Raw genomic sequence first — 24,796 nt, 5'->3', positions numbered from 1 at the left:
CCCTTGCAGCGCGGCCTATAAGGCAATTGCGCCACAGGAGTCGCGGGCATGATCCGATTCATTTTTTCGTTTTTTGGGGCAATTTTCAGCCTCGTGACCAATGGGCTTGTGATGGGCGCGCTGATTGCGGGGGGCGTGATCTTTTCCTTCACCCGCGATCTGCCCGACTATCAGACCCTGCAACAGTATTCGCCCGCCACGATCAGCCGGATTTACAACCGAGATGGCGAGATCATGGACGAGTTTGCCGCCGAACGCCGGATCTATGCCTCCTACGATGAGATTCCGCCGGTCGTTGTGCACGCCTTTGTCAGCGCCGAGGACCGCAATTTCTTTGACCATTCGGGTTATGACCCACGCGCCATCGGGGCCGCGGTGATCGAGGCGATCCGGTCGCGGGGCCGGGATGTGCGCGGGGCCTCCACGATCACGCAGCAGGTGGTGAAGAACTTCCTTCTCGACGGCTCGCGCCGGATCGAACGTAAAATACGGGAGATCATCCTTGCCGCACGGATCGAGCAGACGCTGTCCAAGGAACGGATCATGGAGCTTTATCTCAACGAGATCGAGCTTGGTCAGCGCTCCTTTGGCGTGGCGGCTGCGGCCCAGACCTATTTCAACTCCGACCTTGTCGACCTGCGCCCTGAACAGGCCGCCTATCTGGCGGCGCTGCCGCAATCGGGGGGCACGGCGCTGCATCCGGTGCGCAACTATGACCGCGCCATCAGCCGCCGCAACTACGTGCTGCGCGAGATGTATGAAAATGGCTATCTCTCGCTGGAAGAGATGGAGGCCGCGCAGGCCGCGCCGCTGGAAACCGTGCAGGGCGGCCATATCGAGCCGTTCCGGGCGCAGCTGCCGTCTCGCGACTATTTCTCCGATGAAATCCGCCGCCAGCTCAGCCGCGATTTCGGCACCGAAGGCTTCCTGTCAGGCGGCTATACGGTGCGCGCCACCATGGATGAAAGCCTTCAGGACGCCGCCGCTCAGGCGCTGCGCCGGGCACTGGAACGCTATGACCGCGACCGGGGCCTGTGGCGCGAACCGTTGGCTACCATCGAGCCGGATCTTCTGGCCGAGGCGGAAGGCGAGGGCTGGCGCGATCTGCTTGCCGATGTGACCTTCCCTCGCGACATCGACGGCTGGCACGCCGCCGTGGTGCTGGAGGTGGGCAACACCCATGCCCGGATCGGTATCGAAGGCATTGAGGATGACGAGGACGGCCATTGGATTCCGCCGGAAGACGTGACCTGGGCGCGGCCCGTGGACGCGGATGGCAACCGGGGCGATACGGCGCGAAATGCGGGCGACCTGCTGGATGTGGGCGACGTCATTCATGTGCGGGCCATGACCAGCGACAGCGATGGCAGTTTCATCCGCTGGACCCTGCGCCAGATTCCCGAGGTTCAGGGCGGGTTCATGGCGATGGATGTGAACACGGGCCGGGTTCTGGCGATGCAGGGCGGATTCTCCTACCAGTATTCCAGCTTCAACCGCGCCACGCAGGCGACGCGCCAGCCGGGGTCGGTCTTCAAGCCCTTCGTCTACGCGACCGCGCTTGATACCGGCTATAGCCCCAACACTATTGTCATCGACGCCCCGATAGAGGTCGATACGGGTGAGGGGATCTGGCGGCCCACCAATGCCTCGAACGAGTTTTACGGCCCCGCGCCACTGCGCACCGGGATCGAGCGGTCGCGGAATCTGATGACCGTTCGTCTGGCACAGGATATCGGGATGGACACCGTGGCGCGTTACGCGGAGCGCTTCGGCGTCTATGATGAATTGCAGCCCTATCTGGCCAACTCGCTCGGCTCGCAGGAAACCACGCTTTACCGGGTCGTTGCAGCCTATGCGATGTTTGCCAATGGTGGTGAGCGGGTGGAACCCACTCTGGTTGACCGGGTGCAGGACCGGTTTGGGTCCACCGTCTATCGCCATGATCAGCGCATCTGCCAGGATTGTCTGCTGAGCGATCTGGAAAGCGGTCGCGCCCCCCGGATCGTCTCGAACCGCGAGCGGGTCATTGATGCGATCACCGCCTATCAGATCACCTCGATGATGCGCGGCGTAGTTCAGCGCGGCACGGCGGCGGGCAGCGTCGGCAATGCCGGCCTCGGCGTGCCGCTGGCTGGCAAGACCGGCACCACCAACGACGCGCGCGACGTGTGGTTCGTGGGCTTCTCCAACACCATCGTGGCGGGCTGCTATATCGGCTTCGACACCCCGCGCAGCCTTGGCCGGGGCGCGTCTGGCGGCGGAATGTGCGGGCCGGTCTTTGCGCAGTTCATGCGTGAGGCGATTGCCGAATATGGCGGCGGCGAATTCGAAGTGCCGCCGGGCGGCCATTTCTACCCGATCGACCGCTATTCCGGTCAGCGTCTCGAATCCGGCGCGTCCGGCCCCGATGTGGTGATGGAATATTTCCGCGACGGGGAAGAGCCGTTCTTCGGCATGCTTTCCATCGTTGATGGTGGCTTTGGCATGGGATCGAACCTGCCGATGTTCGCGCGCGGTCAGGAACCGGGCACCGGCGGCGGGGAAATTGTCGACGGCGATCCGTTGCCCCCTACGGACAGCACCGTGGAAACCTCAACCGGCGGAACCGCGCGGGTGCCGCTTGGCACGGGGTTTGGCGAATTGACCTCCGGCGGGCTTTACTGACCAACCCGGCCCTTGCCCGCTTGCAGCGGCGCGGGGGCTGGTCTACATCCCTGTGACAACCCATTCCAGAGCCGAGCGAGCAGACCATGCGGGCCGAAACCCAAAGCCATATCGAGAAAATCCGCAAATCCCTGACCCTTCTGGGCCAGCGGATGGACCTTGAAACGGCCCCCCATCGGTTGGAGGAGTTCAACGCCCGCGTCGAGGACCCGGACCTTTGGAACGACCCGGAAAAGGCGCAGAAGCTGATGCGCGACCGGCAATTGCTGGTCGACAAGATGGGCACCTACAAGGCCATCGAGAGCGGTTTGAACGACAATGTGGAACTGATCGAGCTTGGCGAGATGGAGGACGATCAGGAAGTGATCGCCGAGGCCGAGGAAGCGCTGGCCGAGCTGGTCAAGACTGCCGCCGCGAAGGAGCTGGAGGCGCTGCTGGATGGCGAGGCGGACAGCAACGACACGTTCCTGGAAATCAACTCGGGCGCCGGTGGCACCGAAAGCTGTGACTGGGCTTCCATTCTGGCGCGCATGTATGTCCGGTGGGCCGAGAAGAAGGGCTATGATGTAGAGCTTCAGTCCGAAAGCGCGGGCGAAGAGGCGGGCATCAAATCCGCCACCTACAAGATTTCCGGCCACAACGCCTATGGCTGGCTGAAATCGGAATCGGGCGTACATCGGCTGGTGCGGATCAGCCCCTATGACAGCGCTGCTCGGCGGCATACGTCCTTCAGCTCGGTCTGGGTCTATCCGGTCGTTGACGACAATATCGAGATCGAGGTCAACCCCTCTGACATTCGCATCGACACCTACCGGTCCTCCGGTGCGGGCGGTCAGCACGTGAACACGACGGACTCGGCGGTGCGGATCACCCACATCCCGACCGGGATCGTCGTGACCAGCTCTGAGAAATCGCAGCACCAGAACCGCGATATCGCCATGAAGGCGCTGAAATCGCGGCTCTACCAGCAGGAACTGGACCGCCGCAACGCCGCCATCAACGAAGCCCATGAAAACAAGGGCGATGCGGGTTGGGGCAACCAGATCCGGTCCTATGTTCTGCAGCCCTACCAGATGGTGAAGGACCTGCGCACGGGCTACGAGACCTCTGACACGCAAGGCGTTCTCGATGGCGATCTCGACGGGCTGATGGCCAGCGTTCTGGCAATGGACGTCTCTGGCAAGACCCGCGCACAGGCCCAGGCCGAGGACTGAGACAAGCTCCTGATCAGCTATCCCGTATCGTTCAGCTTGGTCATTCCCATGTTTCTTGTGTAGCAAGGGGCAGGGGGTGCCATGGCGTTTGACATTCAGGAAAGCGGTGAAGGGGACGCAATTCTCTTTCTTCCGGGGTCATTTAGCACAACCGCCGCGTGGGCCGGGGTCTGGAATGAACTGCCCGAGGGTTATCGCCTGCTATCAGTCAACCTGCCCGGATATGGCGGGGCAGATGATCCGCGCATCGGTACTGACAGCCATATGGACCGGTTGACCGACTGGTTGCATGCGCTTTTGAACATGATCTCGGAGCCCGTTCACCTTGTCGGGCATTCCTTCGGGGGGCAGATCGCCCTTGCTGCAATGCTCAAGGGCCGGGCCAATGTCCGTAGCCTGACCACGTTCGAGGCAAATCCGGTCTTTGTTCTCCCGGATGGCGATCCGTTCCCATGGATCGACGATGTGCGTGCAATTGCGCCCCGGCTGGCACAGGCGCATCGCCGCAACGATCCGAATGCGGCGGGGATCGTGATTGATTACTGGACGCCTGAGGGCAGTTTCGCCGCGATGCCGGACCGGGTAAGGGCCTTCTGCAATGAAGGGGTGCCCGCCAATCTCCGCGATTGGGATTCCGCGATGTCATTTGCCCCGATGACGCGCGCCTTCCGCAGTATGGAGCTGCCAGCAACACTGGCCTGGGGCAGCCGTGCCAGTAATCCGATCGCAGAGTCCTGTCACGCCATTGCACAGGAATGGCCGCAATGCGCGACCCGTATCGTTGAAGGGGCCGACCACTTTCTGATCACGACCCATCCAGAAGCTTGCGCGTCGATCATTCTGGAACGGGTTTCTTCTTCGGAAGGCTGATAATTTCCCTTGGCACGGTCAAGCATCCTCCCTTAGCATTTCCGCGAGGGAGGAATTCGTGATGAGTGACACAAGCCAGGTACTGCCCGCAGCGTCCAAAGTGCCGGAGGTCCGGCAGATGGAGATGGGCGATATCGGCTATGCGCTGCGCGCCGGGTGGCAGGATTTTCGCCGCAAGCCGATGATGGGGCTGTTTTTTGCCCATATTTACGTGATCGGCGGCTGGCTGCTCTATATCCTCTTCTTCGTGACGGAACAGATCTGGCTGTCTCTGCCGATCACCGTGGGCTTTCCCCTGATCGCGCCGTTTCTGGCCGTGGGGCTTTACGAGGTCTCGCACCGGCTGGAACAGGGCGAGACTGATTTCCGCCGCAATGACATCTTCGGCGTGGTCTGGCGTCAGCGCTTGCGGCAGTTGCCGCTGATGTCCTGGGTGATCATCGTCTATTTCTTGTTCTGGTCCTTCTTCGCGCATATGCTATTCGCGCTGTTCATGGGGCCATCGGTTCTGATGAATGTCAGTTCCAGCTATGCCTATCTGCTTCAGCCCGAAGGTCTGGTCATGCTGCTGGTGGGCACCGCATTCGGGGCGGCGTTCGCCTTTGTCCTGTTTTGCCTGACTGCGATTTCGCTGCCGCTGCTTCTGGACAAGGAGCTGGATTTCGTCACCGCCATGCTGACCTCGATCGCGGTCGTCAAACGCAATCCCAGGGTCATGATCGCCTGGGGCGTAACCATTTCTGTGCTGACCTTTGCGGCGATGATCCCGGCTCTGTTGGGCCTCTTTGTCGCGCTGCCGGTCCTGGGCCATGCCAGCTGGCATATCTACCGCCGTGCGCTGGAGCACGGCTGATCCCTCACAAACGAAAACGGCCCCGAAAGGATCGGGGCCGCCATGAACTGCTGTCAGCCGGAAAGGATCAGGCTTCTGCGGTGCCGTTGCTGGCCGCTGGCTTGGGGGCTGCGGCTGCCGGGGCAGGGCGCTTGGCACCGCCGCCATTGGACAGCGGGTCTTCCTGGCGCTGGACAGAGCCTTCGAAATGCGCACCGCTTTCGATGGCGATGGTCTTGTGGATGATGTCGCCCTCGACCTTCGCGGTCGCGGTCAGGCGCACTTTCAGGCCACGGACACGGCCCACGACGCGGCCCGTCACGACGATATCATCGGCAACGATTTCGCCCTCGATGGTGGCGCCTTCGCCGACCGTCAGCAGATGCGCGCGAATGTCGCCATGCACGGTGCCTTCCACCTGGATGTCACCGGTGGTGCGCAGATTGCCGGTGATCGTCAGGTCAGAGCTGAGCAAGGATGCGGGCGGTTTGGGCTTGTTCGAGGTAAGGGGCATTGAGCTTTTGTCCGAGGATCCTGCCTTGGGGGCATCCGCCCCGGTTTCGGGTTTGCTATCAGCGGCGCCAGCCTGTTTGGGACCGGGTTCATTGATTTTTGACTTAGAAAACATCTCTACCTGCCGTGATGTAGTTCATGGGGTTTCGGGGCGTATCACCGGTGCGAACCTCATAGTGGAGATGGGGCCCCGTCGACCGTCCGGTGCTTCCCATATCACCTATGCGATCCCCGCGCGAGACCCTTTGGCCCTCGGTGACGCGGATACGATGCAAATGTGCATAGCGGGTTTCGAAGCCGAAGGCGTGCTGGATGACGATGATATTGCCATAGCCGCTCTGCCGTCCGGCAAAGCTGACAACGCCGTCGCCGGTGGCGTGGATCGGGGTGCCCGTGGGGCCCGCCATATCGACACCGGTATGCAGGCGGCTGCCACCATTGAACGGGTCACGGCGGTATCCGAAGGGCGAGCTTAGCCGGTAGCTGGCAAAGACGGGCCGGGAAAAAGGCAATCTTTCCGCGACCATACGGTGAAGGTTGAGGTTGTCGAGCTGTGCCAGAACCTCGTTGGCGCGCAGCGAGGCGGAATCCGGGTCTTCGCCGCGGGTCGACATGGTGATCGGCATCAGCGGGCCACCCTGGCCATCGTAGCTGGCGCGCATCTGGTTCACCAGATCCTCGGTCGACAGACCTGCGGCCGAGAACATCCGGTCAAGCGGCGCCATCGACATTTCCACGGCGTCCTCAAGCTGCGCGAAAATCCGCTCGTTGCGTTCATCGGCGAGGGCCTGGGTAAATTCCAGTTCGTCGATTTCGTCTTCGGCATCTTCCGCGATCTCGACCGCGTCGTCGCGCTGATCGGCGGCGCGGGCAAGCGCCATGGTCAGGTATTCCAGCGTCCGTTCCAGTTCCCGCTGCCTGCCGGCGGCCGTCTGGACCGAGCCGTTTTCGGCCTCGATCTCGGCCAGCAGGGCGGCGGTCTGTGCGCGGGCGTCGTCGCGCTCCGTCATGACCCGGCGCAGGGTGGTCTGGATCACCTCGACCGCGGTTTCAAGCTCGCGGCGGCGTTCCTCGGATGCCAGCAGGCGCGACTGCATCGCAGACACTTCCCCCATGGCGACCGAGAACCGTTCCTGGCTGGCCTGCGCCTCTGATGCGCGCGCATCGCGTTCCTCAGACATGGCATTCAGGCGCTGTTCATAGGCGACCTGCGCCCGTTCCGCCTGTTCGCGGACCCCGCCCGCGCTGATGGAATCGATCAGGAAGATGGCCGTGACGATCACCGTCCAGCCAACGAAAAGTGAACTTCCCGTCAGCATGATCGCCTGCGTCGCAGGGCGCAGCCGCACATAGCGCATGCCCTGGTCTGATTTCAGGAAAAGCCGCTGTTCCGGCAAATACCGTTCCAGCGCGCCGTTGAAACGGTCGGTCAGGCGTGTCTTCACGTCGCTGTGCCCCATTACCCTTGTCATTGCCATGCGCGCCGTCCTGTCCCCACAACCCGCCGCACCGGTAAACTAGGGATTAGGGGAAAGCCCCGCGAGGCTCAAACCTTTTTCTACCCGGCTGTGGATAAATGGGCCTATTCGCCGGTTTTTGGCAGGTTTTTGCCCATTCCCGCAGGGTCAGCCGACCGAACCGGTCTCAGACAGCGGCCAGTAGAAATCGGGCGGCAACCCGGCCTCGGCCCGTTTTTCCTCGTTGAACGGGGGTTTTAGCGCCCCGTGGAAATAGGTGCGGACCAGCCGGTGAAACGCGTCCTTCGGGTCGATGTCTTCACGTCCGCAGAGGAAATGGAACCACTTGGAGCCATAGGCCACATGATGCACTTCTTCCGCATAGATGACCTCCAGCGCCTCGACAGCCTGCTTTGCAGCAGCATCCCCAGCCTTTCCAAACACCTCGATCATGCCCGGTGTCACGTCCAGTCCGCGCGCTTCCAGCACCATGGGCACCACGGCAAGCCGGCCCATGATATCCTCGGCGGTATCCTCGGCTGCGCGCCACATGCCAGCATGGGCGGCAAGGTCGCCATAGTGGCTGCCCATGGTTTCCAGACAGGCACTGACAAGTTGGAAATGCTTCGATTCCTCGTCCGCGGATTTGACCCAATCGTCATAGAACCCCATGGGCATCCGCACCCGGCCCCCGAACCGCGCGATGATGTCCCAATGCAGGTCCACCGCATTCAGCTCGATATGCGCAACCGCATGCAGCAGCGCCTTGCGCCCCTCGGGGCTGCCGGGCCGTCGGCGGGGCACGTCGCGCGGGTCCAGCAGCTCCGGCTTTGCAGGCCGGGCAGGGCGCAGGGGCGGGTTGGCGGTGCCGATGGCAATTTCGGGGGCCTCGCCGCGACGTGCGGCAAACCACCGGGCGGCGTAGCGGCGGCTGAGTGTCGTTTTCTCTGCGGCATCGGCGGTTTCCAGAACCGCCGTTGCCATCTCCGTCAGCGTCAGGGAGGTCACAGCGCCTTCACCGCCTCCAGCACCTCGGCGGAATGACCGGCCACCTTCACCTTGGGCCAGACGCGGGCCACGACGCCCTCGGCATCAATCAGCACCGTCGCGCGCTGGATGCCCATGCTCTTCTTGCCATACATATTCTTCTCGACCCAGGTGCCATAAGTCTCGCACAGATCCCCCTCGGCATCCGAGACCAGGATCACGCCCAGATCATGCTTGGCGATGAATTTCTCGTGCTTTGAGACCGTGTCCTTGGACACGCCGATCACCGTGGCCCCTGCGGCGGTAAAATCTGGTAGCATGGCAGTGAAATCATTGGCTTCCGTGGTGCAGCCGGGCGTGTCGTCGCGCGGGTAGAAATACAGTACAACGGGGCCGCCTTTCAGCGAAGACAGGGTCACGTCGGTCCCGCCGTCGCGGGGAAGGGTGAAATCCGGGGCGGTCTGGCCTGCTTCGATCATTGGATGCTCCTTGCTATCGGCGGGAATCTGCTATCGGCGGTTTGCAAGCTAGGATAAATCCGGCGAAGATAAACCCTGAAACCGACCGAAATCCTCCGGCAGATCGAGCGCGCAGAACTCATGTCAGACACCGGCCCAGACCCAGAGCCGCGCCGCCCCAGGCGACGAGGCCCGCTGCGCTGGATCCTGCGTGGGCTGGCGCTGCTGGCCCTGCTTCTTGCGGCCGGCATTCTGTTTCTGGCCTTTCCGCCGAATGGACGTGCAGTGCCGTTGCCCGAATGGTCGCGCGTCAGGATCGAGGCGGCGCTGGATGCCTCCATGCCCGGCGGGCAGATCACCGTGGGCGAGATCGGCCTGTCGTTGTCACGCGGCACCTTGCAGCCGCGAATCCGTTTTTCCGAGATGCAGCTCAGCGACGGGGATCGCCCGCGCGTTGTCTTCCCGGTGCTACAGGTGGAACTGGATCGCGCCGCCGCCCTGCGCGGCGAGATGCGTCCACGTCAGGTCTCTGTCGGAGGGGCGGGCCTGCGCATCCGGCGCGATGCGGAGGGCAGCTTCGACCTTGCCTTCACCGGTGCGGAAACTGGCGAGGCCCGCGACCTGGCCCAGACCCTGGCGGGCATTGACCGGATGTTCCAGCAGACGGTGTTTTCCCGGCTGGTCAGCGTGGTGGGCGAAGATATCACGCTGGTGATCGACGATATGCGCAGCGGCGACTCCACGCGGATCACCGGCGCCACCCTTGCCCTTGTGCCCGAAGGCGAAGCGCTGGTTCTGTCGGTGACCGGGCAGCTGGACGGCAGCGAGGGTGGCGCGATCGAGCTGACCTTCACCCGCCGGGCCGAACTGGGCGAGACCGAATTCGCCGGCGCGTTCAGCAATCTGCAAAGCGCCGATATCGCCCGCGTCTCGGACGCGCTGACCTGGCTGACCCTGGTCGAGGCTCCGATGTCCGGGCGGCTGTCCACGGTTCTGTTCGATGACGCCTCGGTCGGAACGCTGTCGGGAACGCTGGCGGTCGGCGCGGGCCACGTGTCCCCCGGCGGGGCAGTCGATCCCTTGCCCCTGAACAGCCTGAACCTGTCCTTCGACTACAATGCCGGCGACGCCCGCATGTGGATCGAGGACTTCACCGTCGACGCCCCGGCATTATCGGCCCGGATCACCGGCCATGCCACGCTGCTGGACGGGCCGGTCTATGTGTCTCAGTTGCAGCTCAGCCAGATCACCGCCGATCCGCCGGGCCTGTTCGAGGCCCCCGTCAGCTTTGCGGGTGGCGCTTTGGATATGCGGTTGCAGCTGTTTCCCTTCGTCGCCATGGATTTCGGACAGGCGGTGCTCTTTGACGAGGGGTTGCACCTGACCGCGCGTGGCCGCGTCGCGGCACAGGAGACGGGGCTGGCGGTTCGGCTGGATGCCGAGATCCCCCAGCTTGACGCGCAGCGGGTGGTGCCGCTCTGGCCGGTGGCGCAAATTCCCAATACCCGCGACTGGCTGACCGAGAATGTCATTTCCGGCAGTCTGGGAAATATCCACGCCGCGCTGCGCATCGCGCCGGAAACCGATCCGCAATTCGGCCTGACCTTCGATTTCGAAGGGGCCGAGGTCCGCGCCATACGCGACATGGCCCCGATCCAGCAGGGACGCGGCTATATGGATATTTCGCGCAACGTCCTGTCCCTGGCGCTGCACGAGGGCCATGTCACCGCACCCAATGGCGGGCGGCTGGATCTCGCGGGCAGTCTGATGCGCATCGACGACACCCGCGTTGCCTATTCTCCGGCCAGTTTCGATCTGCAGATCGGCGGGCCGATTTCCTCGGTCCTGACCCTGATCGGGGCCGATCCGTTCAACCTGCTCGACCAGTTTCCCTATGATCCCGGCATGGTCGCCAGCGGGCGGGCCGATCTGGACGTGTCACTGGCCATGGAGATGCGGCCCCGGATCATGCCGCAGGATGTGACGTTCCGGATCGGTGGCACGCTGCGCAATGTCCGTTCCGACCGGTTCGTGCCCGGACGGGAATTGCGGGCTGCCGCGCTGAACATCACCGCCGACAATGACACCCTTGCCATCGGCGGGCCTGCCCGGCTTGACGGGCTGCACGCCAATGCCACCTGGCGTCGGGCGCTAGGGCCAGACAGCACCCCGGCCAGCACCGTGCGCGGCACCGCGACCCTGACGCCAGAGGCCCTGGCGGAGTTCGGGGTTATCCTGCCGGACGGCATGCTGCGCGGGCAGGGCGAGGCGCGGTTCGACCTCGCGCTTGACCGGGGGGAACCGCCGCGCCTGTCTGTCAGTTCCGATCTGGCCGGGCTGGCGCTGAGCGTGCCGTCGCTCGGCTGGTCCCTGCCCGCAGGCAGCACCGGCCGGTTGGAGGCCGATCTGATTTTGGGCTCCGCGCCGGATGTTCCGAGACTGGAGATTGCCGGCAACGGGTTGACGCTGGAGGGGTCCGTGCAGATCAACGACGAACAACAATTCGAAAGGCTGGAAATCACCCGCCTGACGCTGTCCGACTGGCTCGACATCAGCGGCGCGCTGGTATCCCGAGGCGCGGGGCGCACGCCGCAGATCAATGTCACGGGCGGCACGGTGGACCTTCGCGGTCTGCCCTCGGGCGGCGCGGGAGGCGGCCAGGCCCTACCGCTCAATATCCTGCTCGACCGGCTGGAGATTACCGACAGCATTTTCCTGACCAATCTGCGCACGGAACTGTCAGGAACCCCTGTCAGCGGCGATTTTCGCGGGTTGATGGGGGGCGCGGTGCCGGTCAGCGGCACGGTGCTGAGCGAGGCAAACGGCACCGCCCTTCGCCTGCGCTCCGACGATGGCGGTGCGATGCTGCGCGCGGCGGGCATCTATCAGAACGCCTATGGCGGCGCGATGGACCTGATCCTGCGCCCCCTTCCGGGAGAGGGCAACTACTCCGGCCTTCTGACCATCGACAACCCTCGCTTGCGTGACGCGCCCGCCTTTGCCGAACTGCTTTCGGCCATTTCCGTCGTGGGACTTCTGGAACAGATGGTCACCGGCGAAGGCATTGGCCTGGGCGAGGTGCGCGCGGCCTTCACCCTGTCGCCGGACGCGCTTGTCATCCAGGAGGGCACAGCGCTCGGGCCGTCGATGGGGCTTTCGCTGGATGGCACCTATGACCTGCGCGCGCGCTACTATGATTTCGAGGGCGTCGTGTCGCCTTTATATATGGTCAACGGGCTCGTGGGCGGGTTATTCAGCCCGCGCCGCGAGGGGTTGTTCGGTTTCACCTACCGCCTGACGGGCACGCCCGAGGACAGCAGCGTGTCGGTCAACCCGCTTTCGGTGCTCACCCCCGGCATCTTCCGGGAAATCTTTCGCCGTCCGCCACCGGAGCCCGCTGAATGACCCTCGACGATTTCGATTTCGACCTGCCCGAGGGGCTGATCGCGACCCGCCCCGCCAAGCCCCGGTCTTCGGCGCGGCTGCTGCATGTCGCAGGCAATCTTATGCAAGATTTGCGGGTTTCGGACCTGCCAGACCTGTTGCGCGACGGGGATCGGCTGATCCTGAACGACACCAAGGTGATCCCGGCGCGACTGTTCGGGCAGCGCTGGCGCGACAGCCAGCAGGGGCGGGTTTGCGCCAAGGTAGAGGTCACGCTTCTGGAACCGCAGGCCGATGGCAGCTGGTCGGCCCTGGCCAAGCCATTGCGCAAGCTGGCGCTTGGCGAGACGGTGAATTTCAGCGATGACCTGTCCGCCGATGTGGTGGGGCTGGAGGGCGGCTTGCACCTGCGCTTCAACCTGTCCGGCCCCGATTTCGACGCCGCGCTGAACGAGGCCGGGGCGATGCCCTTACCGCCCTATATCGCTGCCAAACGCCCCGCCGATGCGCAGGACAAGCAAGACTATCAGACAATCTGGGCCCGCAATCAGGGCGCGGTCGCGGCCCCCACGGCCTCGCTTCATTTCGACAAGCCGCTGATCGAAGCGCTGAAGGCAAGGGGCATTCAATTCACCTTCGTCACCTTGCATGTGGGCGCGGGCACCTTTCTTCCGGTCACGGTCGAGGATGTCACCACCCACAGGATGCACGCCGAATGGGGCGAAGTGACCGCGCAGGCCGCTACCGAGATCAACGCAACCCGCGCCTCTGGCGGGCGCATCATTCCCGTGGGCACCACGGCGCTGCGCCTGATTGAAACCGCTGCCGCCGAGGATGGCACCATGCAGCCCTGGCAGGGCGATACCGACATCTTCATCTATCCCGGCTACAGTTGGAAAATCACCGACGGGCTGATGACCAATTTTCACCTGCCAAAGTCCACTTTGCTGATGCTGGTCTCGGCTCTGATGGGGTTCGATCTTGTAAAAGATGTCTACGCCCATGCCGTTGCTGAAAAGTACCGATTCTTCTCTTATGGCGATGCATCTCTACTTTTCCCGGAAAATGCCGCAAAAGGTTGATAGCGTGACCTGATAACGTCGCTTTTTGGCGGTGTTGGCGCATCCAGCACTGTCATACACGACAGAACGACGAGCGGTGGAGCAGCGCCATGAAACAGGTCATCGCAAGTGCGTGGGCCATTCTTCTCGGGTTGATGCTCTTGCAGGTTGGCAATTCCCTGCAGGGCTCTCTGATGGGTGTGCGCGGCGGCATCGAAGGCTTCACCACCTACCAGTTGTCGCTGATTGCCTCTGCCTATTTTGTCGGGTTCCTGGGCGGGTCGCGCCTTGCGCCGCATATGATCCGGCGGGTGGGCCATGTGCGGGTCTTCGCGGCGCTCGGGTCGTTCATTTCGGCGGTGCTGATCCTCTACCCGGTTCTGACCGACGCCTATGCCTGGATGGTGCTGCGGGTGATCATCGGGTTTTCGCTGTCGGGCGTCTACGTGACCGCCGAAAGCTGGCTCAACAACTCCGCCACCAATGAAACTCGCGGGCAGGCGCTGTCGGCTTACATGCTGGTGCAGATGGTCGGGCTTGTTCTGGGGCAGGGGCTTTTGAACTTCGGCGATCCGTCGGGCTTCGTGCTGTTCATCATCCCCTCGGTGCTGGTGTCACTGTCTTTCGCGCCGATCCTGCTGGCCGTGGCCCCCACACCGGCCTTTGAAACCACCCGCCCGATGAGCCTTGTCCAGCTCTACCGCAATTCGCCGCTCGGCTTTGTCGGCATGATCCTGATGGGCTTCGTCTTCTCGGCACAGTTCGGCATGTCCGCCGTCTATGCGACCCAGGCGGGGATGACTGTGCGCGAAATCTCGATGATGGTCTCCGCTTTCTTCGTGGGCGGCATCGTCTTTCAATACCCGATCGGCTGGCTTTCGGACAAGATGGACCGCCGGATCCTGATCTTCTTCGTGGCGCTGGCCGGGGCCTGTTCCGCGCTGATCGGGTTCCTGTTCGAAGCCACATTCGAGGCGGTATTGCTGTCGGCGCTGCTGACCGGCGGGCTGGCGCAGCCGATGTATGCGCTTCTGATCGCCTACACCAACGATTATCTGGAGATCCAGGACATGGCCGCCGCATCCGGCGGGCTGATCTTCATCAACGGGCTTGGCGCCATCGCCGGCCCGCCCGCCGTGGGTTGGCTGATGGGGATGACCGGTCCGAGGGGGTTCTGGTTGTTCCTTGCGATCACCCTTGCCATCATGGCCGTCTATAGCGGCTGGCGGATGACACGGCGCCAGTCGGCCTATGCGGCCGAGGCCGAAGATTACGACGCGGTGCCCTACACGCCGATCATGCCGACCGCATCCATGGTCGCCGTGGAAACCGCGCAGGAACTTTATGCCGAAGCCTCGGAAGAAATGGCCGAGGATGGCGACACAAGGGAGGAGAGGCCCACGGGCATCTAGGCCCGGGGTTTGAGGCAGAAGGAAGGAGAGCACTGCCATGACAGACCGATTTGAGGATGTCCTGACATTCTGGCTGGAAGAGGCCGGACCGGACAAATGGTACATGAGCGACGAGGCGTTCGACGCCGAGATCCGCGACAGGTTCCTGCCGCTCTGGGAAGAAGCCGCAGCAGGCAAGCTCAGTCACTGGACAAGCCACCCGCGCAAGGCGCTGGCGCTGATCATCGTGCTGGACCAGTTCCCGCGCAACATGTTCCGGGGGCAGGCCAAGGCGTTTTCCACCGACAGCAAGGCCAAGGCGGCGGCGTGCTACGCGCTCAAGCAACGGTGGGACGAACGGTTCGACCAGAACACGCGGCAATTCTTCTACCTGCCCTTCATGCATTCCGAGGCGCTGACCGATCAGGATCATTCCGTGCGCCTGTCCTGTCAGAAGATGCCGGATCAGCGGGAAGACAAGCTGCCCCATGCCATTGCGCATCGTGAGATCATCCGCCGTTTTGGCCGGTTTCCCTATCGCAACGAGGCGCTCGGGCGGACAAGCTCGGATGCGGAAAAGGATTTCCTTGAAAACGGCGGATATGGCAAAGTGGTAGAAGAGGCCCGTGCCGCCGCGCTTTGTAAGTAGTTTAATCATTAAACATACAACTCGCCCGGCGCGGTAGATCTGCGTTGCGCGCAAGGCCGCCCTGCGCTGTGGGGCTTGTTTTGCACGCATCAATGGTTTAACGTTAAACAAATTTCGACCGGAGGAGTGGATACAGTGGCGGCTCAGTCTTTTGATACAGTTGTAATCGGGGCAGGCCCCGGCGGCTATGTGGCGGCGATCCGCGCCGCGCAGCTTGGCCAGAAGGTCTGCATCGTCGAACGCGAGCATATGGGCGGCATTTGCCTGAACTGGGGCTGCATTCCCACCAAGGCGCTGCTGCGGTCCTCCGAAGTGTTCCACCTGATGGAACGCGCCAAGGAGTTCGGCCTGAAAGCCGACAATATCGGCTATGATCTCGACGCCGTTGTGAAACGCTCTCGCGGGGTGGCCAAACAGCTGTCCTCCGGCATCGGCCACCTTATGAAGAAGAACAAGGTGACCGTCATCATGGGCTCGGCCACCATTCCCGCCAAGGGCAAGGTCAAGGTGGAAACCGACAAGGGCACCGAGGATCTGATCGCAAAGAACATCGTCCTGGCCACTGGCGCGCGGGCTCGCGAACTGCCGGGGCTGGAGGCGGACGGCAAGCGCGTCTGGACCTACAAGGCCGCGCTGCAACCGCCGCATATGCCGAAAAAGCTGCTGGTCATCGGATCGGGCGCCATCGGCATCGAATTCGCCAGCTTCTACAACACGCTTGGCGCAGACACGACCGTGGTCGAAGTCATGGACCGCGTGCTGCCGGTGGAAGACGAGGAAATCTCGAAATTCGCCAAGAAAGCCTTTGAAAAGCAGGGAATGAAGATCCTGCAAAAGGCGATGGTCAAGCAGCTAGACCGTTCCGCCGACAAGGTGACCGCCCATATCGAGATCGGCGGCAAGGTCGAGAAGCACGACTTTGACACAGTGATTTCCGCCGTGGGCATCGTCGGCAATGTCGAGGGTCTGGGGCTGGAGGCGCTCGGCGTCAAGATCGACCGCACCCACGTGGTGACCGACGAATATTGCCGCACGGGCGTGGATGGGCTCTACGCCATCGGCGACATCGCCGGTGCCCCCTGGCTCGCCCACAAGGCCAGCCATGAGGGGGTGATGGTGGCAGAGCTGATCGCGGGCGGCAAGCCGCACCCGATCAAGCCCAATTCCATCGCCGGTTGTACCTACTGCCACCCGCAGGTGGCCAGCGTCGGCCTGTCAGAGGCCAAGGCGAAAGAGGCCGGTTACAAGGTCAAGGTCGGCCGCTTCCCCTTCATCGGCAACGGCAAGGCCATCGCACTTGGCGAACCCGAGGGACTGATCAAGACCGTCTTCGACGAAAAGACCGGCGAGCTTCTGGGCGCGCATATGATCGGCGCGGAAGTGACCGAGCTGATCCAGGGCTATGTCATCGGCCAGAAGCTGGAAACCACCGAGGAAGACCTGTTCGAGACCGTCTTCCCGCACCCCACGCTCAGCGAGATGATGCACGAGGCCAGCCTCGACGCCTATGGGCGCGTGATCCATATGTGATTGCCGCATGTGTGCAATGGGAACGGGCCGGGGCATGATATGTTCCGGTCCGTTTCCTATTTACGCCCCATTCCTGTGATCCCTTGCCCTTTGAAGAAGAGGACAAGACCACATGGCACAGCAAACCGACTATATCGCCGAAGCCCGTGCGCGCGCGCAGATGGAACGCGAAGCGCTTGACCGGCAGCTCGAGAACGACCGGAACAGGATACGCGTGGCCAATGGCGGCTTCACCAGTAACTCAGCCGCGTTCTGGGATATGGTCCGCGACTCCGCTGCGCATGCGCTAGGTGAACTCTATGGCCGATTGATCGTCGGATTTGGGGCAGTCGCGGCTGTGGCCACGCTCTTCAGTCTCAACATGGGTGGCGCGGCGCTATTGCTTCTGGCCATCCTTGTGATCGGTTTTCTGTTGATGAACGGCGTTGCCTGAGGGCGATAGGCCGGGCCATCACTGACCCGGCCAATATGCCGAGCTAGGGCGCCGTCACCGTGAAAGGAACCGCAGCCAGGGTTCGACGATCCTGGTTCATCACATAGCGGATTTCATAGTCTCCCGGCTCATCGGGCAGGTCCAGCCGTACCGGGTTGCCATTCCTTGTGTAGCTGTATTCCTCGTGTCCATCCTCGCCGAAGCGCGCAATGGCGATGAAATCGTTGCGATAATCCGGCCCGTTATGGCTGACCATGATGGATCCGCCCGCAAGGCCGCTGCTTGCGGTTTCCAGAGCCACCTCGATATCGCTTACCGTGATCGGCACCCGCGCCTGAATGCTGCGATCCTGGTTCACATAATAGCGGACCTCATAGCTGCCGGGTTCCGAGGGCATTTGCAGGCGCGCCGGGCTGCCATCGCGGGTATAGACATAGGTTTCATAGCCATCATCCGAAGGCACAGCCGCGGCAATGAAGTCATTGCGGTAATCGGGACCGTCCCAGGTGACCAGGATGGTTTCGCCAATTTGCGCGGTTTCAGGGGCGGTCACGGTGACGGACAGGGCCGTCACCTCGATCTCGCGCCGGGCAATCACGGTCCGATCCTGATTGACGAAGTAGCGGATCTCGTAGCGGCCCGGCGTGACCGGCATTTCCAGCCGGGCCGGGCTGCCGTCGCGCGTGTAAGCGTAGTTCTGATACCCGTCCGGATCGTCCAGCGCCCCGATCCCGATGAAATCGTTGCGATAATCCGGGCCCGTCCAGGTGACATTGATCGTGTCACCTGCCGCAGCGTTTTCGGGGGCCTCGATGCTGGCCGAAACCGCAGTCACCGAGATCGGGCGGCGGGCGATCACCGTGCGATCCTGGTTGACGAAATAGCGGATCTCGTAGTCGCCGGGCTCGGTCGGCATCACCAGTCGGGCGGGACTGCCATCACGGGTATAGGCGTAATTTTCATAGCGGTCGGGGTCGTCCATGCGGCCCACAGCGATGAAATCGTTGCGGTAATCCGGGCCCTCCCAGGTCACCAGCACCGTCGCACCAGCCTCGGCGCTGTCCGGGGCCTGAAGGGTCGCACCGATATCGGTCACGGTGATCGGGTGGCGCGCAATGACTGTGCGGTCCTGATTGACGAAATAGCGGATCTCGTAGTCACCCGGCTCCGTTGGCATGACCAGCGCGGCGGGGCTGCCATCGCGCGTATAGGCGTAGTTCGTGTAGCGATCCGGTTCCGCCATCGCGCCCACGCCGATGAAGTCATTGCGGTAGTCCGGGCCAGTCCAGTGAACCTGCACCGTGGACCCGGCCTCAGCTGTCGAGGGGGCCTCCAACGTTGCAATCACGTCCGTCACGGTGATGGCATGGCGGGCAATGACTGTGCGGTCCTGATTGACGAAATAGCGGATCTCATAGTCACCCGGCTCCGTTGGCATGACCAGCGCGGCGGGGCTGCCATCGCGCGTATAGGCGTAGTTCGTGTAGCGATCCGGTTCCGCCATCGCGCCCACGCCGATGAAGTCATTGCGGTAGTCCGGGCCAGTCCAGTGAACCTGCACCGTGGACCCGGCCTCAGCTGTCGAGGGGGCCTCCAACGTTGCAATCACGTCCGTCACGGTGATGGCATGGCGGGCAATGACTGTGCGGTCCTGATTGACGAAATAGCGGATCTCATAGTCACCCGGCTCCGTTGGCATGACCAGCGCGGCGGGGCTGCCATCGCGCGTATAGGCGTAGTTCGTGTAGCGGTCGGGTTCGCTCAGTGCGCCGACGGCGATGAAGTCGCTCTGATAGTCCGGCCCGGTCCAGAAGACCTGCACGGTCGATCCCGCAACAGCCGTGGCCGGGGCCTCGATCGTGGCAACGATGTCCGTCACTTCGATCCGCCGCGTCCCGATCACCTCTTCATCCACTTGCATCAGATAGCGCAGTTCATAGATGCCCGGCTCGCTCGGGGCTTGCAGGCTGACGGGGTTGCCCTCGCGCACGAAGATGCGGCCAAGGGTGCGAGTTTCCCCCGGCTCGGCAATCACGATCTGGTCGGGCTCATATCCAGGCCCGGTCCAGCCGACGGCGAAGGTGCTGCCGATTTCGACGCTCTCCGGGGCCTCCAGAGTGGCGGTGGCCGGGGTGACGTCCAGCATCCGTGTGGCCAGCACCCGCTGTGTGACACCGTCATAATAGCGCAGCTCATACTGCCCGGCCTGTGAGGGCACGCGCAGGGGCAGCGGATTGCCCTCGCGCACGAAGGCGCGGGTGGCGTTTGTCTCGTTCGAGGGCACCACGGCGGCGATCACGTCGTTTTCGCCGCCCGGTCCCTCCCATGTTACCTCGATGGTCGAGCCTGCCACGGCGCTCAGCGGCGCTTCCAAAGTGGCGGGCAGGGGCAGGGCGCGGATCGTGCGTTCGGCCAGAACCCTGTTCATCGCCGGATGCACATATTGCAGCAGGTAATCCCCTGTCTGATCGGGCAGCGTCACCATCAGCGGGTTGCCGTCCCGCGGGAAGACCTGAACGAAGCTTTGCGACCGGTCGGGGGTGGCCAGCAGAATATAGTCCTCCGCCGCGCCGGGGCCGGTCCAGCCCACGGGAACGGGCGTGCCGATCACGGCCTCGTCCGGCGCGGTCAGGCTGGCCTCGGGGACCAGTTCGGGCAGTTCGAAGATGAACTCCTGCGGGCCGGGCAGGGCGACCGTGATCGGCCCGCCATGCTGCGTGCCGGTGGCCACGCGGCTGAGCCAGACCTGGTAATTCCCGGGCGGCAGAGCGGTCTGAATGCTCGGTTGCTCGGTGCGGCCCATCACCACAGCGCCGTTGGCATCGAAGATTTCCCACAGCAGCGGCGACACGGGCGCGGTCTGCCCCGGCACCACCACGGCGCGCAGGGTCACATCGGTCATCGGCGGCGGGGTCGGGGCAACGGCCACCTGGCTCAGCGCATCGGCCAGTTCCTCGGCATTTGACGCGGTCAGGAACTGCCCGCCGGTGTTTTCGGCCAGGCATTGCAGCTCGGCGATGCCCTCGGGCTCGTCCACGTCGAAGCCGATCACATGGGCGGTGAAGTCGATGCCCGCCTGTTCCAGCGCCCGACCCACGGCGCAGGGGTCCGCATCGCAGGTTTCGCGCCCGTCGGAGACAAGGATCACCGTCGCCGCATTCTCGGTATAGCGCAGTTCCTCGGCGGCCTGAATCACGGCGTCTGACAGGGGTGTTCGTCCGCGTGGATTGACCGAATTGACGATCCGCGCAATCTCTTCGCGGTTGTTCAGCCCCGGCGGCACCATGGTTTCAATGTCGGTGCAATCGCCACGCCGGTTGTGGCCATACATGGTCAGACCCAGTTCCATATTGTCCGGGATCTGCGTCAGCAGGTCAGAGATAACCTCGCGCGCGATGACGATCTTGTTCACCCCGTCGATCTGACCCCACATGGAATTGGAGGCATCAAGGACAAGGATCGTGGCCGGATTGTCGTTGCTCTGCGCGGTTACCGGCAGAACGGAGAGGAACGACAGGAGAAGAGCGGTAAGCAGCGTGCGCATGGGTCATCCCGAAACTTGAAGGTCAGATAATCCCGTCATGCTATGCGAAGATGTACCCCCGCGCCAAGTGGTCAGTTGCGGGGCTCAGTGCCCGACAGCGCCGCCCGCCATCTGCCAATCGGCCAACCCGCCGAGATTGTAGACCTCTTCCAGACCCATCTGCCGCAGCATGCGAACCGCCATCTGCGACCGGCTGCCAGAGGCACAATAAAGCACCACGGCCTTACCGGCGCGAAATTCCGGCAATTGCTCAGGCGAGGCCGGGTCGGCCTTCATGCGCAGGGCCGCCAGCGGCACATGCAGCGCACCCTTGGCTTTGCCGGTTGCTTTCACTTCTGCCGGTTCCCGAATGTCGATAAGGGTGATGTGACCGGCCATTGCGTCGCTGATCGCCCTCTGCGGATCATAGGCGAGACTGGGTCCAGTAGATTGGAAAAAGCCGAACATGACATGTCCCAGGCGATATAATGTTGTCAATGTCAATTAAAGAGCTTCTCCGAACTTATCAAGGGTCATCATAGCAATCGCCCCGCGGATCGGCGAAATCACGCAGATGTGACTGAAACACTGGCTGACTGGCGGCGCATTATGCACAGCACGTCCCCGCAGGTAGTCAAAGTTCACATTATGTTCTTACTTTTTGGTTGGAGACTCGGGCGCGCTCAACTATCTCTTAATCAACATATCCCCGGGGGCAGGCATGGCCGAGCTGAAGAAGATCGAAGTGCGCGGCGCGCGCGAGCACAATCTCAAGAATATCGACGTCGACATCCCCCGCGACGAGCTTGTGGTGATCACCGGTCTCTCGGGGTCCGGCAAGTCCTCACTGGCGTTTGACACGATCTATGCCGAGGGCCAGCGCCGCTATGTCGAAAGCCTGTCGGCCTATGCGCGCCAGTTCCTCGACATGATGGAAAAGCCGGATGTGGATCACATCTCTGGCCTGTCCCCCGCGATTTCCATCGAACAGAAGACCACCTCGAAGAACCCCCGTTCCACCGTCGGCACGGTGACGGAAATCTACGATTACCTGCGCCTTCTGTTTGCCCGCGTCGGCACGCCTTACAGCCCCGCCACCGGCCTGCCCATCGAGGCGCAGCAGGTGCAGGACATGGTCGACAGGGTCATGTCGATGGAGGAGGGCACGCGCGGCTACCTGCTCGCCCCCATCGTGCGCGACCGCAAGGGTGAATACCGCAAGGAAATGCTCGACCTGCGCAAACAGGGATTTCAGCGCGTAAAGGTGGATGGGGAGTTCTACGAACTGGACGAGCCCCCCACGCTGGACAAGAAATTCCGCCATGACATCGACGTGGTGGTGGACCGGATCGTGGTCCGCGAGGGGCTGGAAACGCGGCTGGCGGACTCGCTCCGCACCGCGCTCGACCTCGCTGACGGAATCGCCATTCTCGAAACCGCGCCCCGCGAAGGCGACCCCGAGCGCATCACGTTCAGCGAAAAATTCGCCTGTCCGGTCAGTGGCTTCACCATCCCCGAGATCGAACCGCGCCTCTTCTCCTTCAACGCCCCCTTCGGCGCCTGTCCCTCCTGCGATGGCCTCGGGGTGGAGCTATTCTTCGATGAGCGGCTCGTTGTCCCCGACCAAGCCCTTACGCTGGAAGACGGCGCACTGGCCCCCTGGCGCAAGGGCAAGTCCCCCTATTTCCTGCAAACCATCGAGGCCATCGCGCGTCATTACGGCTTCGACCCCGCGACCCCGTGGAAGAAACTGCCCGCAAACGTCCAGCAGGTCTTCCTGCGCGGCTCGGGCGAGGAAGAGATTCCCTTCCGCTATGACGATGGCGGCCGCGTCTACCAGGTCACGCGGACCTTCGAGGGCGTCATTCCCAACATGGAACGCCGTTACCGCGAAACGGACAGCGCGTGGATTCGCGAGGAATTCGAACGCTACCAGAACAACCGCCCCTGTGGCGCCTGCGGCGGCTTCCGCCTGCGGGAAGAGGCGCTGGCGGTGAAAATCGCGGGCCTCCATGTGGGTCAGGTCGTGCAGATGTCGATCAAGGAGGCCGCCCAATGGTGCGCCACGGTGCCCGACAGCCTGACCAACCAGAAAAACGAAATCGCCCGCGCAATCCTGAAGGAAATCCGCGAACGGCTCGGCTTCCTCAACAATGTCGGCCTCGAATACCTGACCCTCAGCCGCAACGCGGGCACGCTGTCTGGCGGCGAAAGCCAGCGCATCCGGCTCGCCTCCCAGATCGGCTCTGGCCTGACTGGCGTGCTCTATGTGCTCGATGAGCCCTCCATCGGGCTGCATCAGCGCGACAATGACCGGCTGCTGACCACGCTCAAGAACCTGCGAGATCAGGGCAACACGGTCATCGTCGTCGAACATGACGAGGAAGCGATCCGAGAGGCCGATTACGTCTTCGACATCGGCCCCGGCGCGGGCGTCCACGGGGGCAGGGTGGTGTCCAAAGGCACCCCGGCGGAGATCGCCGCCGATCCCGCCTCGCTGACCGGCCAGTACCTATCGGGCGCGCGCGAAATCGCCGTGCCCGCCACGCGGCGCAAGGGCAACGGCAAGTCGGTCCGTGTCGTCAAGGCCAGCGGCAACAACCTGCAAAACGTCACCGTCGATTTCCCGCTAGGCAAATTCGTCTGCGTGACAGGCGTTTCGGGCGGCGGCAAGTCCACGCTCACCATCGAAACCCTGTTCAAGACCGCCTCCATGAAGCTCAATGGCGCCCGCCAGACGCCCGCCCCTTGCGAAACGGTGAAGGGGCTCGAACATCTCGACAAGGTCATCGACATCGACCAGCGCCCGATCGGGCGCACCCCGCGAAGCAATCCCGCCACCTATACCGGGGCCTTTACCCCGATCCGCGACTGGTTCGCGGGGCTCCCCGAAGCACAGGCGCGCGGCTACAAACCGGGGCGCTTCAGCTTCAACGTCAAGGGCGGGCGGTGCGAGGCCTGCCAGGGCGATGGCGTCATCAAGATCGAGATGCATTTCCTGCCCGATGTCTACGTCACCTGCGAAACCTGCAAGGGCGCGCGCTACAACCGCGAGACGCTGGAAATCAAGTGGAAGGGCAAGTCGATTGCCGACGTGCTCGACATGACGGTCGAGGACGCGCGCGAAACCTTCAAGGCCGTCCCCGCGATCCGCGACCGGATGCAGGCGCTGTCCCGCGTCGGGCTCGACTACATCAAGGTGGGCCAGCAGGCGACGACGCTCTCGGGCGGTGAGGCGCAGCGGGTGAAACTGTCGAAGGAACTCAGCAAACGCTCCACTGGCCGGACTCTCTACATCCTGGATGAGCCCACCACGGGCCTGCATTTCGAAGACGTCAAGAAACTCCTCGAAGTGCTCCATGAGCTTGTGGAGCAGGGCAATACGGTGGTGGTGATCGAACACAATCTCGACGTGGTCAAAACCGCCGACTGGATCATCGACATCGGTCCCGAAGGCGGCGATGGCGGCGGCACGGTGGTGGCGGAAGGCACGCCCGAACAGGTGGCCGAGGTCGCCGCCAGCCATACCGGCCGCTACCTCAAACCGATGCTCCGGGGCCGAACCCTCGCGGCCGAATAGCCCTTCTTCTTTGCCCAAATACTCCCGCCGGAGGCATCCCGCCCGCACAACATTGCGTGCCATCTGATCAGACACGCCACCCCTCTCAACAATCCCATGGCAACGCGGTCCGAGGAGGGCCCCGCAGGGGCTTGACGAGGGCCGCCCCCGGATCGACGCCGCAGGCGGCGAAACCGCGTTTCGTCTGCACGGGGGGTGTACAGGGGGTGTACAGGGTGTGTACGCCCGGCACCCCCCCGATTTTCGCCTG

General features: G+C 63.1%; 17 protein-coding genes. 11 read left to right on the top strand and 6 right to left on the bottom strand.

Annotated elements, in window-relative coordinates; genetic code table 11:
• The first annotated feature begins 48 nt into the window (after window positions 1–48).
• From ACOOEX_RS09865 to ACOOEX_RS09850, 4 genes are all read left to right on the top strand, one after another.
• Window positions 49–2,664, top strand: coding sequence for a penicillin-binding protein 1A (locus tag ACOOEX_RS09865; protein WP_420398225.1), 2,616 nt, complete (start codon window positions 49–51; stop codon window positions 2,662–2,664).
• Between the two features lie 86 nt (window positions 2,665–2,750).
• Entirely contained in the window at window positions 2,751–3,878 is a 1,128-nt protein-coding gene (prfB, locus tag ACOOEX_RS09860; RefSeq protein ID WP_420398224.1) for a peptide chain release factor 2, read from the top strand.
• Between the two features lie 81 nt (window positions 3,879–3,959).
• Window positions 3,960–4,748 carry an alpha/beta fold hydrolase gene (locus ACOOEX_RS09855; protein ID WP_420398223.1) on the top strand — a complete coding sequence of 263 codons (789 nt, stop codon included), beginning with the start codon at window positions 3,960–3,962 and terminating at the stop codon, window positions 4,746–4,748.
• Window positions 4,749–4,809: 61 nt separating this feature from the next.
• Window positions 4,810–5,601 (top strand): DUF2189 domain-containing protein, encoded by a 792-nt coding sequence (locus ACOOEX_RS09850; protein WP_420398222.1) that lies wholly within the window; start codon window positions 4,810–4,812, stop codon window positions 5,599–5,601.
• A 67-nt stretch (window positions 5,602–5,668) separates the two neighbouring features.
• On the opposite strand, the gene ACOOEX_RS09845 is transcribed toward ACOOEX_RS09850, so the two are convergent.
• The 4 genes from ACOOEX_RS09845 to ACOOEX_RS09830 all read right to left on the bottom strand — a co-directional run bounded on the left by ACOOEX_RS09845 (window position 5,669) and on the right by ACOOEX_RS09830 (window position 9,016).
• On the bottom strand, window positions 5,669–6,208 hold the full coding sequence (locus tag ACOOEX_RS09845) for a bactofilin family protein (protein WP_306044186.1): 540 nt from the start codon (window positions 6,206–6,208) through the stop codon (window positions 5,669–5,671).
• A complete protein-coding gene (locus ACOOEX_RS09840) occupies window positions 6,198–7,538 on the bottom strand; it encodes a DUF5930 domain-containing protein (RefSeq protein ID WP_420398358.1) in 1,341 nt (446 codons plus the stop codon). The genes ACOOEX_RS09845 and ACOOEX_RS09840 overlap by 11 nt, the downstream gene beginning before the upstream one ends.
• A gap of 180 nt (window positions 7,539–7,718) precedes the next feature.
• Window positions 7,719–8,534 (bottom strand): ferritin-like domain-containing protein, encoded by an 816-nt coding sequence (locus tag ACOOEX_RS09835; protein ID WP_420398357.1) that lies wholly within the window; start codon window positions 8,532–8,534, stop codon window positions 7,719–7,721.
• Window positions 8,535–8,554: 20 nt separating this feature from the next.
• Window positions 8,555–9,016, bottom strand: coding sequence for a peroxiredoxin (locus ACOOEX_RS09830; RefSeq protein ID WP_420398221.1), 462 nt, complete (start codon window positions 9,014–9,016; stop codon window positions 8,555–8,557).
• A gap of 120 nt (window positions 9,017–9,136) precedes the next feature.
• Here ACOOEX_RS09830 and ACOOEX_RS09825 point away from each other — a divergent pair, with 120 nt between their 5' ends.
• The 6 genes from ACOOEX_RS09825 (at window position 9,137) to ACOOEX_RS09800 (ending at window position 17,443) form a co-directional block, all read left to right on the top strand.
• A complete protein-coding gene (locus ACOOEX_RS09825) occupies window positions 9,137–12,400 on the top strand; it encodes an AsmA-like C-terminal region-containing protein (protein WP_420398220.1) in 3,264 nt (1,087 codons plus the stop codon).
• Window positions 12,397–13,461 carry a tRNA preQ1(34) S-adenosylmethionine ribosyltransferase-isomerase QueA gene (queA, locus tag ACOOEX_RS09820; protein ID WP_420398219.1) on the top strand — a complete coding sequence of 355 codons (1,065 nt, stop codon included), beginning with the start codon at window positions 12,397–12,399 and terminating at the stop codon, window positions 13,459–13,461. The genes ACOOEX_RS09825 and queA overlap by 4 nt, the downstream gene beginning before the upstream one ends.
• Window positions 13,462–13,550: 89 nt before the next feature.
• Window positions 13,551–14,852 carry an MFS transporter gene (locus tag ACOOEX_RS09815; protein ID WP_420398218.1) on the top strand — a complete coding sequence of 434 codons (1,302 nt, stop codon included), beginning with the start codon at window positions 13,551–13,553 and terminating at the stop codon, window positions 14,850–14,852.
• Window positions 14,853–14,889: 37 nt separating this feature from the next.
• Window positions 14,890–15,480 carry a DUF924 family protein gene (locus ACOOEX_RS09810; RefSeq protein WP_306044180.1) on the top strand — a complete coding sequence of 197 codons (591 nt, stop codon included), beginning with the start codon at window positions 14,890–14,892 and terminating at the stop codon, window positions 15,478–15,480.
• A 135-nt stretch (window positions 15,481–15,615) separates the two neighbouring features.
• Window positions 15,616–17,010 carry a dihydrolipoyl dehydrogenase gene (gene lpdA, locus ACOOEX_RS09805; protein ID WP_420398217.1) on the top strand — a complete coding sequence of 465 codons (1,395 nt, stop codon included), beginning with the start codon at window positions 15,616–15,618 and terminating at the stop codon, window positions 17,008–17,010.
• Between the two features lie 112 nt (window positions 17,011–17,122).
• A complete protein-coding gene (locus ACOOEX_RS09800; protein ID WP_420398216.1) occupies window positions 17,123–17,443 on the top strand; it encodes a hypothetical protein in 321 nt (106 codons plus the stop codon).
• A 43-nt stretch (window positions 17,444–17,486) separates the two neighbouring features.
• Here ACOOEX_RS09800 and ACOOEX_RS09795 read toward each other — a convergent pair whose 3' ends face one another.
• Together ACOOEX_RS09795 and ACOOEX_RS09790 are read right to left on the bottom strand one after the other, a co-directional pair.
• Window positions 17,487–20,987, bottom strand: a complete 3,501-nt coding sequence (locus ACOOEX_RS09795) for a VWA domain-containing protein (RefSeq protein ID WP_420398215.1) — start codon at window positions 20,985–20,987, stop codon at window positions 17,487–17,489.
• Window positions 20,988–21,071: 84 nt separating this feature from the next.
• Window positions 21,072–21,434 carry a rhodanese-like domain-containing protein gene (locus ACOOEX_RS09790; RefSeq protein ID WP_420398214.1) on the bottom strand — a complete coding sequence of 121 codons (363 nt, stop codon included), beginning with the start codon at window positions 21,432–21,434 and terminating at the stop codon, window positions 21,072–21,074.
• Window positions 21,435–21,687: 253 nt separating this feature from the next.
• On the opposite strand from ACOOEX_RS09790, the gene uvrA reads away from it, so the two are divergent.
• Entirely contained in the window at window positions 21,688–24,546 is a 2,859-nt protein-coding gene (gene uvrA, locus ACOOEX_RS09785) for an excinuclease ABC subunit UvrA (protein WP_420398213.1), read from the top strand.
• The last annotated feature ends 250 nt before the right edge of the window (window positions 24,547–24,796 follow it).

This window comes from Nioella sp. (genome assembly GCF_965215655.1).
In the GTDB taxonomy this organism is placed as follows: domain Bacteria; phylum Pseudomonadota; class Alphaproteobacteria; order Rhodobacterales; family Rhodobacteraceae; genus Nioella.
Note: the sequence above shows the minus strand (reverse complement) of the source record. Positions and strands in the feature narration are given on the sequence as shown.